This is a genomic window from Streptomyces megasporus, assembly GCF_000718985.1.
In the GTDB taxonomy this organism is placed as follows: Bacteria; Actinomycetota; Actinomycetes; order Streptomycetales; family Streptomycetaceae; genus Streptomyces; species Streptomyces megasporus.
Genome location: NZ_JODL01000009.1, coordinates 98,396 through 114,388, shown reverse-complemented (window position 1 = coordinate 114,388; position 15,993 = coordinate 98,396). Strand labels below are relative to the sequence as shown.

Below are 15,993 nucleotides of genomic sequence, written 5' to 3'. Positions count from 1 at the left end.
CAACTCGCGAGGTACCTCTCCCGCACGGGGTGCCGTGCGGGCCGTTCGTGCTTGCTGTCTTACGGTGTTTCCCGCGGCACTGCCTGTCGCAGCTCCGCGGTATCGAGCGTCCCGGGGGCCCGGAAGGCCCGTTGGAACGCCCGGCGGCGGACCGCCAGGTCGACACAGGTCGGTGTGGGGTGCAGATATGCGCCCCGGCCGGGCAGCGTACCGCGACGGTCGGGAACGCATCTGTCCTCGACCAACACCACACGCAGCAAATCGCCCTTGTCCGACCGCTCCCGGCAGCCCACGCAGGTGCGTTCAGGGCGTGCGCGGGCACGTGTCCGGCCAGACACTGTTCAGTCTACCTCCTGACGCCGATTGCGCCGTTGGTGGGGTACGGACGGTGATCGACGGTCAGCTCCGCGCCGCGTCCCGCTCTCCGCTCTGCTCGGTGTCGGGGCGGATGTCGATCCGCCAACCGGTGAGTCGGGCGGCGAGCCGGGCGTTCTGCCCCTCCTTGCCGATGGCGAGGGAGAGCTGGTAATCCGGCACGGTCACCCGGGCCGAGCGGGCGGCGGCGTCGACGACGTCGACCTTGCTCACCCGGGCGGGGGAGAGGGCGTTGGCCACCATCTCGGCCGGGTCGTCCGACCAGTCCACGATGTCGATCTTCTCGCCGTTCAGCTCGGCCATGACGTTGCGCACCCGACCGCCCATGGGTCCGATGCACGCGCCCTTGGCGTTCAGCCCCGGACGGGTGGACCGCACCGCGATCTTGGTGCGGTGTCCGGCCTCGCGGGCGATGGCGGCGATCTCCACCGAGCCGTCGGCGATCTCCGGCACCTCCAGGGCGAAGAGCTTCTTCACCAGGTTGGGGTGGGTGCGCGAGAGCGTGACCGACGGGCCGCGGACCCCCTTGGCGACCCGGACGACATAGCTGCGCAGCCGGGTGCCGTGGGAGTACTCCTCGCCCGGCACCTGCTCCTGCGGGGGCAGGATCGCCTCCAGCTTGCCGATGTCGACGAGGACGCTGCGCGGGTCCTTCCCCTGCTGGACGACCCCGGTGACGATGTCGCCCTCGCGACCGGCGTACTCGCCGAAGGTGACCTCCTCCTCGGCGTCCCGCAGGCGCTGCAGGATGACCTGCTTGGCGGTGGTCGCGGCGATCCGGCCGAAACCGGAGGGGGTGTCGTCGAACTCACGCGGTTCGGCGCCCTCCGGCAGGTCGGCCGGGTCCTCTTTGGCCCACACCGTCACGTGTCCGGTGGAGCGGTCCAGCTCCACCCGGGCCTGCCGGCTGCTGCCCTCGGTGCGGTGGTAGGCGATCAGGAGAGCCGCCTCGATCGCCTCCACCAGCAGGTCGAAGGAGATCTCCTTCTCCCTCACCAGGTTCCGCAGGGCACTCATGTCGATGTCCACGGCTACGCCTCCTCCTGGCTCTCGTCGTCAGAGGCCGCAGCCTGACGTGTCTTCCCGGCCTTCTCGTCGGCCTTGCGGTTGAACTCGATCTCCACCCGGGCCCTGGCGATCTCGTCGAGGGCGATCCGGCGGGTGGTGGGCTTGCGTCCCTTGACGCCGGGCACCTCCACCTCCACGCCGTCGCCGTCCGCGTCGAGGATCCGGGCGACCACCTCGCCGCCGCCCGCCTCCTCGGTCAGCCGGGCCCTGATCAGCCTGCCGACGGCGCGGCGGTAGTGCCGCGGCTCGGTCAGCGGACGGTCGGTACCGGGGGAGGTCACCTCCAGGACGTAGGGGGCGCCGCCCATCACGTCGGTCTCGTCGAGGATCTCCGAGGCCGCGCGGCTCAGTTCGGCACAGGTGTCGAGCTGCACGCCCTCGTCGGAATCCACCACCACGCGCAGGACCCGCCTTCTCCCTGCCGGGGTCACGGTGACCTCTTCCAGATCCAGGCCCCTGGTGGCGACGAGCGGCTCCAGCAGTTCTCGCAGCCTCTCGTTCTGGGTGGTGCTCATCCGGGTGACTCCTCGGCCGCGTGTGCTGTTGTGGGGAACATCCTGTCCTGGGGGTACGGGGGTCAAGCCTATCGCCTGCGGCGGGTCCCGCCGACCAGACGATCACGGAGCGCTCCACCGGGCGGCCGTCCCCCACACGGGGTACGCGCGGGGCACAGCGGTGACCCGCCTCGGGGGATCGTGCGAACACGGGTACGCTCGCAAGGCGGTGATCGCCTTCTTTCCCGCACACCACCGAACCACACCTCCCCAGGGAGCGCCCGTGCCGATCGACTCGCGTCCGCGCCGGAGGAGCCTGCTGGCCACCGGGGTGACGGGCGCCGCCGCGCTGGTCCTCGCCGGGTGCTCCGACGGCGCCTCGGAAGCCGTCGAACGCGAGCGCTCCTCCCACGCGCAACGGCTGCGGCGCCGGGCGGCCCGCGACAGCGTCGACCTGCTGGAGCGCTACGACCGGACCATCGACGCGCACCCCTCGCTCGCCGGGCGGCTGGAACCGCTGCGCGCGAACGTGGCGCGGCACGTGACGGCGTTCGGCGGCGCCGCGCCCCGTGGCTCCGCCTCCCCGCGGACCGCGGCCGATCCCGGCCCCGCGGGCACGGCCGTGCCCGCGGACACCGGACGTGCGCTGACCGCGCTGGCGAACGCCGAACGGGCGACGGCCGACGCCCGCACCCGGGCGCTCCTCGACGCCCCGCCCGAGCTGGCCCGGCTGCTGGCGTCCGTCGCGGCGGCGGGGGCGGCCCACGCGTACCTGCTCACGAACGGCGAGTGATGACCCGAGCGACGATCCCCACCGCGCCCTTTGTCCCGGCCTCCCCCACCGGGTCCGACGGCTCCGACGGCCCGGACGACGGCGTGCTCGCCGCCGTCCAGGCCGCGCTCGCCGCCGAGCACGCCGCCGTCTACGGCTACGGCGTCGTCGGGGGGCGGATCGCCGAGGATCTGCGTGCCGAGACACGTCGGGCCCACGAAGCCCACCGCGCGCGCCGTGACGCCCTGCGGCACGCGGTGCGGAAGATGGGCGGCGAGCCACGGGCCGCCGCCGCGGCCTACACCCTGCCCTTCGCCGTTCCGGACGCCGCCGCCGCGGTACGGCTCGCCGCCGAGTTGGAGGAGCGGGTGGCCGCCGTCTACGCGGACCTGGTCCGGGCGAGCGAGGGCGACCTGCGGCGCGAGGCGGCGGGCGCGCTGCGGGAGGCCGCGGTCCGCGCGGTGCGGTGGCGCGGCACGGGCGTACCCTTCCCTGGGCTCGCCGAACGCGCCGCGTCGGCGTCCCCGGAGACCTTCTGAACCGACGGAAAGGCACGGCCAGGGCATATGACACCCGCCCCACGCGTCGAACCCCCGCAGCGACTGGTGCGCGCCCTGGGCGCGGACTCCCCCTGGTTGGCCGAACTCCCGGAGCTGGTGCGGGAGTCGCTGGCGCGCTGGGAGCTGACGGTCGAACGGGTGGTCGTTCCCGGTGGGCGCGGCAGTCTGGTCGCCCTGGTGCGCCGGGCGGACGGCGCCCCGGCGGCGCTGAAGCTGCGTGCGACGGGTGCCGAGACGGAGGCGGCGGCCCTGGCCCGGTGGAACGGGCACGGCGCGGTGCGGCTGCTGGACGCGGCGCCGGAGACGGGCGCGCTGCTGCTGGAGCGGCTGCACGCGGAGATCTCGCTGCGGTCCCTGCCGGAGGCGAAGGCCAACCTGGAGGCGGTCTCGGCGCTGCGCCGGCTGTGGGTCCCCCCGACGCTCTCCGGTGCCGACCACCCCTTCACGACCGTGGCCGAGCACACCGCCCGGGCCGTGGACCACATCCGCGAACACGTGCCGAAGGAGGCCCGGCCGCTGGCCGACGAGGCGCTGGAGCTGCGCGCGGCGCTGCTCGCCGACGCCCCCGAGGAACTCCTGCTGCACGGCGAGTTCCGGCAGGGCACGGTGCTCTCCGCCGATCCGGGGCGGGCCCACTGGCTGGTGGTCGGCCCGGAGCCGCTGGTGGGCGAGCGGGCCTACGACCTGGCCCGGCTGGTCCGCGACCGGCTGCACGACCTGGGGGCCACCTCCGGCGCCGCCTCCCTCACCCGGCGCAGGGTGCGCAAACTGGCGGACTCCCTGGAGGTGGACCGCGACCGGCTGCGCGGCTGGAGCCTGTACCGGGCGGTGGAGTCGGGCGCCCGGCACATCGCCGCCGGGGACCGCGTGGACGGCGAGATGCTGCTGGAGTTCGCCGGCTGGCTGTGACGGGCCCGGCCGCGGTCCGGCCGGGCCCGACGGGCTCGGTCCGCGGCGGGGCTCAGTCGCGGCGGGTCAGCCGCTCCACGGCCTCCGCCACCGAGATCTCCTCGCGCTCGCCGGTGCGCCGGTCCTTCAGCTCCACCAGCCCCTTCGCCGCGCCACGGCCCACCACCAGGATCGTCGGCACGCCGATCAGCTCCGCGTCGGTGAACTTCACCCCGGGCGACACGCCCGTGCGGTCGTCCACCAGGACACGGACCCCGGCCGCGCCCAGCCGGTCCGCCAGTTCCAGGGCCGAGGAGATCTGGGCGCCCTTGCCGGCCGCGACGACGTGGACGTCCGCCGGGGCGATCTCGCGCGGCCAGCACAGGCCCTTGTCGTCGGCCGTCTGCTCGGCGAGCGCCGCCACCGCGCGCGAGACCCCGATGCCGTAGGAGCCCATGGTGACGCGGACGGGCTTGCCGTCCTTCCCCAGCACGTCCAGCCCGAAGGCGTCGGCGTACTTGCGGCCGAGTTGGAAGATGTGGCCGATCTCGATGGCCCGGTCCAGCCGCAGCCCGGCGCCGCAGGAGGGGCAGGGGTCGCCCGGCTCGACGGTGACCACGTCCAGGTACTCGTCGACCTCGAAGTCCCGGCCGCACACCACGTTGCGGGCGTGGGTGTCGGGCTTGTTGGCACCGGTGATCCAGGAGGTGCCCGGGGCCACGCGCGGGTCGGCGAGGTAGCGGAAGGCGGTGCCCGCCAGCCCCTGCGGGCCGACGTAGCCGCGCACCAGGGCGGGACGGCCGGTGAAGTCCTCGGCGGTGACCAGTTCGACCGTGGCGGGGGCGAGGTGCTCGGCGAGCTTGGCCAGGTCCACCTCGCGGTCGCCGGGGACGCCGACGGCGGTGATCTCCCCGTCCACCTTGACCAGGAGGTTCTTCAGGGTGGCGGAGGCGGGCACGCCCAAGTGCTCGGCGAGGGTCTCGATGGTGGGGGTGTCGGGGGTGTCCAGCTCCTCCAGCGGAGGGTGGCCCAGGGGGTCGGCCGACTTCAGGGGGAAGGTGACGGCCTCGGTGTTGGCGGCGTAGCCGCAGGAGGGGCAGTCGGCGAAGGTGTCCTCGCCGGCGGCGGCCGGGGCGAGGAACTCCTCCGACGCCGAGCCGCCCATCGCGCCCGAGACGGCCGAGACGATCCGGTGGTCCAGGCCGAGCCGGGTGAAGATCCGCACGTACGCCTCGCGGTGCAGCCGGTAGGACTCGGCCAGCTCCTCGTCGGAGGTGTCGAAGGAGTAGGAGTCCTTCATCAGGAACTCCCGCCCCCGCAGGATGCCCGAGCGGGGCCGGGCCTCGTCCCGGTACTTGGTCTGGATCTGGTAGAGGATCACCGGCAGGTCCTTGTAGGACGTGCACTGGTCCTTGACGACCTGGGTGAAGATCTCCTCGTGGGTGGGGCCGAGCAGGTGGTCGGCGCCCTTGCGGTCCTTGAGCCGGAACAGCAGGTCCCCGTACTCCTCCCAGCGTCCGGAGATCTCGTAGGGCTCCTTAGGGAGCAGGGCCGGGAGGAGGACCTCCTGGGCGCCGATGGCGTCCATCTCCTCGCGGACGATCCGGGTGACGTTCTCCAGCACCCGCTTGCCCAGCGGGAGCCAGGTCCAGATGCCGGCGGCGGCGCGGCGGACGTAGCCGGCGCGGACCAGGAGCCGGTGGCTGAGGGTCTCGGCGTCGGCCGGGTCCTCGCGCAGCGTCTTCAGCATCAGACGGGACATGCGCTGGACACGGGCTGCCATGGGGGTCTCTCCTGCGGGTGGTCGTGCGGACGTGCGATCTTCCGCAGGAGACTACCCGCGCCGCAGCGGCAGCGGCGCGCCCATCACCACGTACGGGCTCGGCGCGCTCGGGAACAGCACGTGGCGGGCCAGGTCGCGGTAGCCCAGGGAGTGGTAGAGGGCGCGGGCCGGGCTCTCGGTGTCGATCGCGGAGAGGATCGAGCGCGGCTCGTCGGCGCCGTCGGTGATCCTGGTGATCAGCTCCCGGCCGATGCCGTGCTTCTGGTGGCGGGGGTGGACGTGCAGTTCGGTGATGACGAAGACGTCGTCGAGCCAGTCGGCGTGCCCGGCCCGCCGCAGGTACGGTTCGACGACGGTGGACCACCACTGCGCGCGGTCGTTGGGCATGCCGTACACGAAGCCGACCAGCCGCCCGTCCGGTGTGGTGGCCCCCAGGGAGCGGGCCCCCGGGGAGGCCAGGTGCCGCAGCACGATGTGGCGGCGCACGTTGATCTCCTCGTCGGTCAGTCCGAAGGCGAGCGCCTGCACGGCGAGCGCGTCGTCCACCCGGGCGGCGAGATCCAAGGGACCGACCACGACGTCTTCCATGGACATCGACCCTACTGGAGAGCGCCGGAGGATTCACCGGAACGTCCACGTCCCGGTCCTCCGGCGCGGGCGGCACCGTTCAGAGCCGTTCAGAACAGCACGCTCATGAACGCCCCGGCCTCGCGGAAGCCCACTCGCCGGTACGTCGCGCGGGCCGGGGTGTTGTAGTCGTTGACGTAGAGGCTGACGACCGGGGAGACCTCGGTCAGCGCGTACCGCAGCACCGCGGCCATGCCGGTGACGGACAGGCCCTCGCCCCGGCGTTCGGGGGCGACCCACACGCCCTGGATCTGGCAGACCTTCGGGGTGACGGCGCCGATCTCGGCCTTGAAGACCACCTTGCCGTCCTCGATCCGGGCGAAGGAGCGGCCCGCGCCGACCAGTTCGGCGACCCGGGCCTGGTAGATCAGCCCGCCGTCCCCGGCCAGCGGCGAGACGCCGACCTCCTCGGTGAACATCGCCACGCAGGCGGGCATCAGCACGTCCATCTCGTCCTTGCGGACGCGCCGCACGTACGGGTCGGGCCGTATGTGCTCGGGCATGCGGTCGGTGACCATCAACGGCTGGTGGGCGCGGACCTCGCGGGCGGGCCCCCAGTGCGGCTCCAGCCGGGCCCACAGGTCGGCGGTGGGCTCGGCGGGACCGACGATGGACGAGCAGCGGCGGCCCTGGCGGCGGGCCCGCTCGGCGAAGGCGCGCACCGCCGCCGGTCCCGCGCAGACGGGGACGAGGTTGGCCCCGGAGTAGCACAGGGACTCCAGCCTCCCGCGGTGGTACCAGCCCCACATCTCGCCGCCGAGCCGCCAGGGGTCCAGGCCGGAGACCCGGACCCGGGCGGTGACGAAGGCGTTGTCGACGGGCGCGCGGTCGAGCACCGCGAGGGCGGCTTCGAGCTCGTGGGGCTCGACGACGCGGGTGGTGGTGGTCGTCAACACGTGGGATGCCTCACCGTACGGCCTGGAGGGTGTGCTGGTACTGCGTGGACGGGGGATGTCCCGCACTGTACCTCCAGGCCGCCGCGGGCGCGTACGTCAGCTCACGGAGACCTGGGGCTCCCCGGAGAGCACGCCGTCCTTCTCCATCTGCTCGGCGATCTTCATGGCCTCGTCGATGAGGGTCTCGACGATCTTCGACTCGGGCACGGTCTTGATGACCTCGCCCTTGACGAAGATCTGGCCCTTGCCGTTTCCGGACGCGACGCCGAGGTCGGCCTCGCGGGCCTCGCCGGGGCCGTTGACGACGCAGCCCATGACGGCCACGCGCAGCGGCACCTCCATGCCCGCGAGGCCGGCGGTGACCTCGTCGGCGAGCTTGTAGACGTCCACCTGGGCCCGGCCGCAGGAGGGGCAGGAGACGATTTCCAGGCGGCGCTGCCGCAGGCCGAGGGACTGGAGGATCTGGAGGCCGACCTTGACCTCCTCCACCGGCGGCGCCGACAGCGAGACGCGGATGGTGTCGCCGATGCCCTCGCTCAGCAGGGCGCCGAAGGCGACCGCCGACTTGATGGTGCCCTGGAAGGCCGGTCCGGCCTCGGTGACGCCCAGGTGGAGGGGGTAGTCGCACCGCTCGGCGAGGAGCCGGTAGGCGTTGACCATCACGACCGGGTCGTTGTGCTTGACCGAGATCTTGATGTCCCGGAAGCCGTGCTCCTCGAACAGGGAGCACTCCCACAGCGCGGACTCCACCAGCGCCTCGGGGGTGGCCTTGCCGTACTTGGCCAGCAGCCGCTTGTCCAGCGAGCCGGCGTTGACGCCGATGCGGATCGGGATGCCCGCGTCGGAGGCCGCCTTGGCGATCTCCTTGACCTTGTCGTCGAACTGCCGGATGTTGCCCGGGTTGACCCGGACCGCGGCGCAGCCCGCGTCGATGGCCGCGAAGACGTACCTGGGCTGGAAGTGGATGTCCGCGATCACCGGGATCTGGGACTTCTTCGCGATGACCGGCAGGGCCTCGGCGTCGTCCTGGGACGGGCAGGCGACGCGGACGATCTCGCAGCCGGCGGCGGTCAGCTCGGCGATCTGCTGAAGCGTGGCGCCGATGTCCGCGGTGACGGTGGTGGTCATCGACTGCACGGAGATCGGGGCGTCGCCGCCGACGGCCACGGAACCGACCTGGATCTTCCGGCTGGTCCGCCGGTCGGCCAGCTTCGTCGGTACGGACGGCATTCCGAGCGAAATCGCTGTCATTGTGCTGTGCAACCCCAAGCTGTGGTCGAGTGCCCCGTTCGGCCGCGGGCTCCGGCCTCCGAGATTACGTTACGCCGGGTGTGCCGAGCACACCGTGGTCCGCCGTACGCGGGTGACGGGCGGCCGGTGGCGGCCGGCGGCGGCTGGGGGCGGACGCGGTGCGGACCGGGCGCGAACGGACGGCGAACGCGGGACGGCGGCCGGACGACGCGCGTCCGGCCGCCGCTTCGGGTCCGGTGGTCAGCCGGTGAGGCGCACCGGGTTGACGATGTCGGCGACGAGCACCAGCAGCGTGAAGCAGACGAAGACGCCCGCCACCACGTACGCCACCGGCATCAGCTTCGCCACGTCGAACGGTCCGGGGTCGGGGCGGCGCAGGAGCTTGGCGAAGCCCCGGCGCACCGACTCCCACAGGGCCCCCGCGATGTGGCCGCCGTCCAGCGGCAGCAGGGGCAGCATGTTGAACAGGAACAGCGACAGGTTGAAGCCCGCCACGAGGAAGAGCATCACCGCCACCCGCTGCTCCGCCGGGATCTCCAGCGCGAAGACCTCGCCGCCGACCCGGGCCGCGCCCACCACGCCCATCGGGGAGTCCTGTTCGCGCTCGGCCCCCGCGAAGGCGGCGTTCCACAGGCCCGGGATCTTCTCCGGCAGGCTGATCAGGGCCTCGACGCCGCTGACCATCATGTCGCTCATCCGGTCGACGGCCTGGGGGAAGGACTGTTCGACGACGCCGGTGGCCGGGGAGAAGCCGAGGAAGCCGGTGGTGACGTACTCGCCCTCGACGTACCCGCCGCGTCCGTCGGACTTGGCGACCTGGTTCTCCACCAGGTCCGCGTGGAGGACCCGGCGCTCCCCGTCGCGTTCGACGGTGATGGTGGCCGGGCCGATGGTGTCGCGGATGCGCTGCTGGAGCTCGCCCCACTCGGCGACCTCCTTGCCGTCGAAGGCGACGATGGTGTCGCCCGGCTTGAGGCCGGCCGCCTTGGCCGGGGAGTCGGGGGCGCCCTCCGGGCAGGTGTCGGTCTTCGCCGAGGCCTTGATCACGCACTCGGAGACGGTGGAGACGGTGGTGGTCTGGGTGCTGATGCCGAAGGTCATCAGCGTGGCGAGGAAGATCACCACCGCGAGCACCAGGTTCATGAACGGCCCGGCGAACATCACGATCACGCGCTTCCAGGGCTTGCGCGTGTAGAACAGCCGCTTCTCGTCGCCCGGCTGGAGCTCCTCGAAGGCCGCCGCGCGGGCGTCCTCGATCATGCCCCGGAAGGGGGAGGTGGAGCGCTGCCGGATGGCCCCGTCCTCGCCGGGCGGGAACATGCCGATCATGCGGATGTAGCCGCCGAGCGGGATGGCCTTGATGCCGTACTCCGTCTCGCCCTTCCGCTTCGACCAGACGGTGGGACCGAAGCCGACCATGTACTGCGGCACGCGGATGCCGAACATCTTGGCCGTCGACAGGTGGCCCAGCTCGTGCCAGGCGATGGAGAACAGCAGGCCGACGACGAAGACGACTATGCCGAGAATGGTCATCACCGTCGTCATGCGCGTACCTCCGCCGTGGATCGGGCCGCCAGTTCGCGGGCGCGGGCGCGCGCCCACGTCTCGGCGTCGAGGACTTCCTCCAGCGACAGGTCGGTTCCCCTCGGGGTGCCGTGTTCCCCGACCACCGTCGCGACCGTGTCCACTATGCCGTTGAAGGGCAGCCTGCCGGCGAGGAACGCCTCGACGCACTCCTCGTTGGCGGCGTTGAAGACCGCCGGGGCGGTTCCGCCGAGCGCGCCGACGTGGCAGGCCAGCGCCACGGACGGGAAGGCCTTCTCGTCCAGAGGGAAGAACTCCCAGCTCATCGCCGTGGACCAGTCGAAGACGGGGCCGGCGTCGGGCACCCGGTGCGGCCAGCCCAGCCCGAGCGCGATGGGCAGCCGCATGTCGGGCGGGCCGCACTGGGCGAGGGTGGAGCCGTCGACGAATTCCACCATCGAGTGAATGTAGGACTGGGGGTGGACGACGACCTCGATGCGGTCGAAGGGGATGTCGTACAGCAGGTGCGCCTCGATGACCTCCAGCCCCTTGTTGACCAGGGTCGCCGAGTTGACGGTGATCACCGGCCCCATCGCCCAGGTGGGGTGGGCCAGCGCGTCGGCGGGCGTGACGTCCTGGAGCTCCTCCCGGGTCCGCCCCCGGAAGGGGCCGCCGGAGGCGGTGACCAGCAGCTTGCGAACCTCGGCCCGGGTGCCGCCCATCAGCGCCTGGAACAGGGCCGAGTGCTCGGAGTCCACGGGGACGATCTGGCCTGGCCTCGCCAGGGCCTTCACCAGCGGACCGCCGACGATCAGCGACTCCTTGTTGGCCAGGGCCAGGACGTGCCCGGCCTCCAGCGCGGCGAGGGTGGGGCGCAGCCCGATGGAACCGGTGATGCCGTTGAGGACGGTGTGGCAGGCGGACGCGGCCAGCTCGGTGGCCGCGTCCGGTCCGGCCAGCACCGTCGGCAGCGGCTCCCCCGCCCCGTACCGCGCGCGCAGGGCCTCGCGCAGCTCGCCGGCCTTGTCCTCGCGGGAGACCGCGACGGTGCGGACCCGCAGCCGGTGGGCCTGCTCGGCCAGCAGCTCGACCCGGCCGCCCGCGGCGGAGAGTCCGGTCACCCGGAAGCGGTCGGGGTTGCCGAGCACCACGTCGACGGCCTGGGTGCCGATCGATCCGGTGGACCCCAGGATCACGATGTCGCGCGGTCCGTCGTCCGGTCCGTCGGCGGCAAGGGCGCCGACCGGCCGGCGCAGGTGCGGGTCGGCGAGGGGAGCGGGACTGTCGGTCATCCCCCCATTGTGTCCGGTCCGCGAGACGGACCGGACACCGCGTCGCCCTGGGATCACCGGGGATCACCCCGTGCGCAGTTCCTCCACCGACGTGCCGGAGCGCAGGAACAGCAGACCGACGCCGGTGGCGGCCAGCACCAGGGCCAGCACGCCCAGGCCCTGGAGGGCCAGGTCGTCCAGGGGGACGGGGACGGAGAGGTGGAGGTCCGGGAGTTTCACCAGGCGGCTGTGCTCCTCGAAGGCCGTGGCGCAGACCTCGGGATCCGCGTCGCAGACCTCGCTCATGCCGCCGTACGCCTTGACCTCCACGCCGAAGTAGCCCCGGCCCATCAGGGCGCCCACCGCCGACGCCAGCAGCACGGCCGGGACCAGGGGCGCGAACGTCTGCCACAGCACCGCCCGGCCCAGTACCCGGCGGGGCACGCCGGAGGCCGTCAGGGCGGCATGGGAGCGGCGGCGGGCGACGACGGTCTCGGCGACGGCCACCAGCATCCCGCCGGCCGCGATCACCAGCGCCACGATCACGGCCGCGTCCACCAGGTCCATGGTCCTCAGGTAGAAGGTCTCCGGGGAGAAGGCGAGCCCGCCGTCCCCCAGCACTCCCTCTCGCACCGCCTCCTCGTGGCGCCGTTCCTGGATCAGTTCGGCCTTGTTCATGGTGATGAAGTAGGCGCGCGCGGCCAGCGCTCCGGAGCCGAAGACCACGGCCACCAGCAGGGCCGCCTGGGTACGGCTGCCGTGCCAGGGGTCGGCGAGCAGCCGCCGGGCGGCCAGCAGCGGGGCGGGGCGGCGGGCGAGGCGGAGCAGCACCCGACCGGCGGTGTGGGAGATCCAGCCGACGCCGAGCACCACGCCGAGAGCGGCGAGGAACCCGCCCCCGAAGAGCAGGACGAACGGCAGGGCGATGGAGGACTCGTCGGCGATGCTCGCGTGCCACTCCGTGAGCGCCTCGAAGGCGAAGAACGCGCCGACGCCGAGCACGATCGGGACGGCGGGCCAGGGCTTCGGCGTCCCCTTCGGGCGCGTCCGCCGAGTCACGCCGAGCGGGTCCACCGTCACCCGGCGCAGCATCACCGCGGCGGCGAGGGCCGCGAGCAGCGGGAGGCCGAGCACCGCGACGGCGAGCACGGGGACGGGGGGCAGGACGTCGGTGGGAAGGCGCAGCCTGCCCTCGGCGTCCGGCCGGTGCAGCACCTGGTGTCCGATCAGGTAGACGACGAGCCCGGCACAGGTGCCCAGCAGGCTCGCCACCCCCGTCTCGGCGGCGGCGACGGCGGTGGCCTGGCGTGGGGTGGCGCCGGCCAGCCGGATCGCGGCGAGCCGTCGGTCGCGGGCGGGGGCGCCGAGCCGGGCGCACTGCCCGGCCAGGGCCAGCACCGGGATGCCGAGCAGCAGCAGGGCGGTGACCACGCCGATGTGCAGTCCGGGTTCCCGGAGGACGGCGTTGGCGTACTGGTCGTTCAGGGGCACGCCCGCGTCGGCCCGGGGTTCGGGATCGGGGATGGCCAGCACGTTCAGCGCGGCGAACACCGCCAGGGCGGCGAGGAGGGCGCTGAAGGCGGTGAGCACCACCCGCAGGGTGTCGGTGCGGGTTCCGGCGAGGGCCAGTCGGAGGAGAGCGGTGGGTTTCATCGGCGCCCGCCCGTCGGAGCGGGCGCTATGTCGGCGCCGAGGCCGGTCGGGTCCACCGCGCCGTCCCGGAGGGTGATCTCGCGGTCGGCGTAGGCGGCCACCGATGCGTCGTGGGTGATCAGCACGATGCTGGTGTGCCGCTCGTGGGCGGTCCGGGTGAGGCACGCCAACAGCCGCTCGCCGGCGAGCGCGTCCAGCGCCCCGGTGGGTTCGTCGGCGAAGAGGACGCGCGGCTCGGTCACCAGCGCCCGCGCGGCGGCGCACCGCTGTTGCTGGCCACCGGACATCTCCCCGGGCCGGGCGTCGGCCACGTCCGCCACGTCCAGCCGCTCCAGCCAGGTCAGCGCGGCGGCGCGGGCCTCGCGCCGTCCCTGCCCGGCGAGCAGCAGCGGCAGGGCGACGTTCTCCGCCGCCGTCAGCTCGGGGACGAGCTGCCCGAACTGGAACAGCACTCCGAAGTCGGTGCGGCGCAGCCGCGAACGGTCGGCCTCCGAGCGGGTGTCGAGACGCTGCCCCCCGTACAGCACCTCGCCCGCGTCGGGGCGCAGGATGCCCGACAGACAGTGCAGCAACGTGGACTTGCCGCAGCCGCTGGGGCCGGTGACGGCGAGGATCTCCCCCTCGGCCACCTCCAGGTCGACGCCGCGGAGAGCGGGCGTGGGTCCGTAGGACTTCACGAGCCCGCGGGCTTGCAGAAGCGTCATGAGCGCACCTCCCGGTGCAGGTCGGCGACGCGCTCCAACGTGGTGCGCAACCAGCGCAGGTCGGCGTCGAGGTGAGCGATGGCGTAGTCGGCGGCGATCACGTCGCCGGGTGAGGACGCCGGGTCCGTCTTGACGGCGGTCAACTCCCGCAGCCGGGCGGTGTGCGCCCGGCGCTGCGCGGTGAGGTAGTCACGGGCCTGGCCGGCCCCGTCGACCAGGAGGGCGACGACGACCTTGGCCAGCAGGGTGCTGCTGATGTACGGGGCCGGCGTCTCGATCGTCTCCAGCCAGGTGCGGAGCTTCTCTCGACCGGTGTCGGTGATGGCGAACTCGGTGCGGTCCGGGCCCCCTTCCCGGCTCTGCCCCCGTTTCTCCACCAGGCCGTCGCGTTCCAGCCTGCCGAGTGTGCCGTAGACCTGGCCGAAGGCGATCGGTTTGGCCTGGGGAAGGCGCTGGTCGTGCGCCTTCTTGAGGTCGTAGCCGTGCATCGGCCCGGCGGCCAGCAGGGCGAGCAGTACATGGGCTGCGGTCGACATGGCCGTGACTATTCCCTGAGAGAATAGTCGGCGTCAAGTCGTCCTTGGCGAGGCGGTGTTGCCTGCTCCCCCGCGCCGTACCGGTCGCGGAGCTCGACCGGGTGGGACCCCACGGTTCCGGGCGGGGGTCCGGGCGGGCCGACGCCGGCCTTCCCCGCGCCTCCCGGACCGCCTCCCCCGGACGACGTACGCGCACAGGGCGAGGGACGGGCGCCTTATCGTGTTGCCCCGGCACGGGCGGCGCAGCAGACTGCCACGGTGCTGATCCGACGCGAGACCCCCGCCGACGTCCCCGCCGTGCGCGCCGTCACCGGCGCCGCCTTCGCGGCCAGGGCGGAAACCCCCGTCCCCGTCGAGGTGACCCTGCTCGACGAGCTGCGCGGCCACGGCGCGTGGCTGCCCGCGCTGTCCCTGGTGGCCGAGGGCCCGGGGGGTGAGGTCGTCGGGCACGTGGTGTGCACCCGTGGGCGCGTCGGCAGGGCGCGGGCCCTGGGGCTGGGTCCGCTCGGCGTGCACCCCGACCACCAGCGGCGCGGCGTCGGCTCGGCGCTCGTCCACGCCGTGCTCGGCGCGGCCGACGCCCTCGACGAGCCGCTGGTGGCCCTGCTCGGCGATCCCGCCTACTACGGGCGGTTCGGCTTCCGTGCCTCGACGGAGTACGGCGTCACCCCGCCCGATCCGGCCTGGGGGCGGTACTTCCAGGTCCGCACGCTCTCCGCGTACGACCCGGACGACCCCGCGCTGCGCGGCCCCTTCGCCTACCCCGAGCCGTTCGACCGGGTGTGAGCGCGCCCTCCCCGCAAAACCGGCGGCTTATGGCCCCGTCGAGGAGACGACGACTCCGCCCAGGTCTCGAGCGGCGGTACGTCCCGCCGACTCGTCGCAGAACCGGATGGACCAGTTCCCCGCTGTGACGATGAACCTGGGTATCTCCGGCACGCCGATGGCCAACCGCAGCGCGTCGTCACGGGCGGCGGGTGTGGCGTGCAGTTCGAGGTGGTGACAGGGTTCCTTCGACTGCTCCGTCCCACACGTCATCCCGCCCTCCGAAACCGTCTTCCGCCGCACACACCCGACGGAGGCGTCCAGGGCCTCCGCGAGGGCGTCGAGATCCGCGTACCGAGGCTTGTCCGGGATGTCGGGCAGCGGGTACAGGGGCGGGAGGACGACGGCGTCGAGGGCCTCGGCGATCCGTGGCGCGTAGAGGGGGTCCAGCACGCGGATGTACCAGTTGCCGGCGGCGACGATGGTGTGGCCGTACGGCTCCTTCCGGCGACTGGCGATGGACCGTCCGATCTCGCCTTCCTCGACCACCTCGGCGTCGAAGACCGAAACCTCGTTCTCGACCTTCGCCCCGTCGACCTCCGCCATGCAGTCAAGACCGCCCTGCCTGCGGCGCAGTACCTCACAATCCACGCCCTTCCTGCCGAGCGCGGCCAGGAGTTCGTCCGCGGACGCGAATCGAGGTTCTGAGGGAACGCTGTCGGGAATCGGCGTCGGCGGGCTTCCGCTGTTGCGGGTGAACGCGTCGCAGGCAGTGAGCACCACGGCCAACAGGCACGAGGTCAGTACCAGCACGGCCTTCTTCACC

The 15,993-nt window shown here is 73.0% G+C and carries 17 protein-coding genes; 4 read left to right on the top strand and 13 right to left on the bottom strand.

What is annotated here, in order from left to right:
• Nucleotides 1-59: 59 nt before the first annotated feature.
• The 3 genes from IF47_RS29310 to rimP form a co-directional block, all read right to left on the bottom strand.
• Nucleotides 60-338: a YlxR family protein gene (locus IF47_RS29310; protein ID WP_078591716.1), complete on the bottom strand. Its 279-nt coding sequence runs from the start codon at nt 336-338 to the stop codon at nt 60-62.
• 61 nt (nt 339-399) lie between these two features.
• Nucleotides 400-1,404 carry a transcription termination factor NusA gene (nusA, locus tag IF47_RS0110695; RefSeq protein ID WP_031508360.1) on the bottom strand — a complete coding sequence of 335 codons (1,005 nt, stop codon included), beginning with the start codon at nt 1,402-1,404 and terminating at the stop codon, nt 400-402.
• 2 nt (nt 1,405-1,406) lie between these two features.
• Nucleotides 1,407-1,958, bottom strand: a complete 552-nt coding sequence (gene rimP / locus IF47_RS0110690) for a ribosome maturation factor RimP (protein WP_031508359.1) — start codon at nt 1,956-1,958, stop codon at nt 1,407-1,409.
• A gap of 262 nt (nt 1,959-2,220) precedes the next feature.
• On the opposite strand from rimP, the gene IF47_RS0110685 reads away from it, so the two are divergent.
• Genes IF47_RS0110685 through IF47_RS0110675 form a run of 3 tightly spaced genes read left to right on the top strand, consistent with a single transcriptional unit; the run spans nt 2,221 to nt 4,178 of the window.
• A complete protein-coding gene (locus IF47_RS0110685) occupies nt 2,221-2,730 on the top strand; it encodes a hypothetical protein (RefSeq protein ID WP_031508358.1) in 510 nt (169 codons plus the stop codon).
• Nucleotides 2,730-3,248: a ferritin-like domain-containing protein gene (locus tag IF47_RS0110680; protein ID WP_078591715.1), complete on the top strand. Its 519-nt coding sequence runs from the start codon at nt 2,730-2,732 to the stop codon at nt 3,246-3,248. Before IF47_RS0110685 ends, IF47_RS0110680 begins: the two co-directional genes overlap by 1 nt.
• A 27-nt stretch (nt 3,249-3,275) precedes the next feature.
• A complete protein-coding gene (locus IF47_RS0110675) occupies nt 3,276-4,178 on the top strand; it encodes an aminoglycoside phosphotransferase family protein (RefSeq protein WP_031508356.1) in 903 nt (300 codons plus the stop codon).
• A gap of 52 nt (nt 4,179-4,230) precedes the next feature.
• Here the strand turns inward: IF47_RS0110675 and IF47_RS0110670 are convergent, their stop codons facing one another.
• The 9 genes from IF47_RS0110670 to IF47_RS0110630 form a co-directional block, all read right to left on the bottom strand.
• Nucleotides 4,231-5,940: a proline--tRNA ligase gene (locus IF47_RS0110670; protein ID WP_031508355.1), complete on the bottom strand. Its 1,710-nt coding sequence runs from the start codon at nt 5,938-5,940 to the stop codon at nt 4,231-4,233.
• A gap of 51 nt (nt 5,941-5,991) precedes the next feature.
• Nucleotides 5,992-6,528 (bottom strand): GNAT family N-acetyltransferase, encoded by a 537-nt coding sequence (locus tag IF47_RS0110665; protein ID WP_031508354.1) that lies wholly within the window; start codon nt 6,526-6,528, stop codon nt 5,992-5,994.
• Between the two features lie 89 nt (nt 6,529-6,617).
• On the bottom strand, nt 6,618-7,463 hold the full coding sequence (locus tag IF47_RS0110660; RefSeq protein ID WP_031508353.1) for a GNAT family N-acetyltransferase: 846 nt from the start codon (nt 7,461-7,463) through the stop codon (nt 6,618-6,620).
• Between the two features lie 96 nt (nt 7,464-7,559).
• Nucleotides 7,560-8,714 (bottom strand): flavodoxin-dependent (E)-4-hydroxy-3-methylbut-2-enyl-diphosphate synthase, encoded by a 1,155-nt coding sequence (gene ispG / locus IF47_RS0110655; RefSeq protein ID WP_031508352.1) that lies wholly within the window; start codon nt 8,712-8,714, stop codon nt 7,560-7,562.
• Nucleotides 8,715-8,954: 240 nt separating this feature from the next.
• Nucleotides 8,955-10,259: a M50 family metallopeptidase gene (locus IF47_RS0110650; RefSeq protein WP_031508351.1), complete on the bottom strand. Its 1,305-nt coding sequence runs from the start codon at nt 10,257-10,259 to the stop codon at nt 8,955-8,957.
• Entirely contained in the window at nt 10,256-11,530 is a 1,275-nt protein-coding gene (gene dxr / locus IF47_RS0110645; protein WP_031508349.1) for a 1-deoxy-D-xylulose-5-phosphate reductoisomerase, read from the bottom strand. Before dxr ends, IF47_RS0110650 begins: the two co-directional genes overlap by 4 nt.
• A 63-nt stretch (nt 11,531-11,593) precedes the next feature.
• The gene (locus tag IF47_RS0110640) at nt 11,594-13,162 is read right to left on the bottom strand and encodes an FtsX-like permease family protein (protein WP_031508348.1); all 1,569 of its coding nucleotides are present in this window, start codon (nt 13,160-13,162) and stop codon (nt 11,594-11,596) included.
• The gene (locus IF47_RS0110635) at nt 13,159-13,866 is read right to left on the bottom strand and encodes an ABC transporter ATP-binding protein (protein ID WP_031508347.1); all 708 of its coding nucleotides are present in this window, start codon (nt 13,864-13,866) and stop codon (nt 13,159-13,161) included. Before IF47_RS0110635 ends, IF47_RS0110640 begins: the two co-directional genes overlap by 4 nt.
• Entirely contained in the window at nt 13,863-14,402 is a 540-nt protein-coding gene (locus IF47_RS0110630) for a PadR family transcriptional regulator (RefSeq protein WP_031508346.1), read from the bottom strand. The genes IF47_RS0110635 and IF47_RS0110630 overlap by 4 nt, the downstream gene beginning before the upstream one ends.
• Before the next feature lie 258 nt (nt 14,403-14,660).
• Between IF47_RS0110630 and IF47_RS0110625 the strand changes: the two genes are divergently transcribed.
• Entirely contained in the window at nt 14,661-15,188 is a 528-nt protein-coding gene (locus tag IF47_RS0110625) for a GNAT family N-acetyltransferase (protein WP_031508344.1), read from the top strand.
• A gap of 27 nt (nt 15,189-15,215) precedes the next feature.
• On the opposite strand, the gene IF47_RS31195 is transcribed toward IF47_RS0110625, so the two are convergent.
• On the bottom strand, nt 15,216-15,980 hold the full coding sequence (locus tag IF47_RS31195; RefSeq protein ID WP_211257186.1) for a hypothetical protein: 765 nt from the start codon (nt 15,978-15,980) through the stop codon (nt 15,216-15,218).
• Nucleotides 15,981-15,993: the final 13 nt, after the last annotated feature.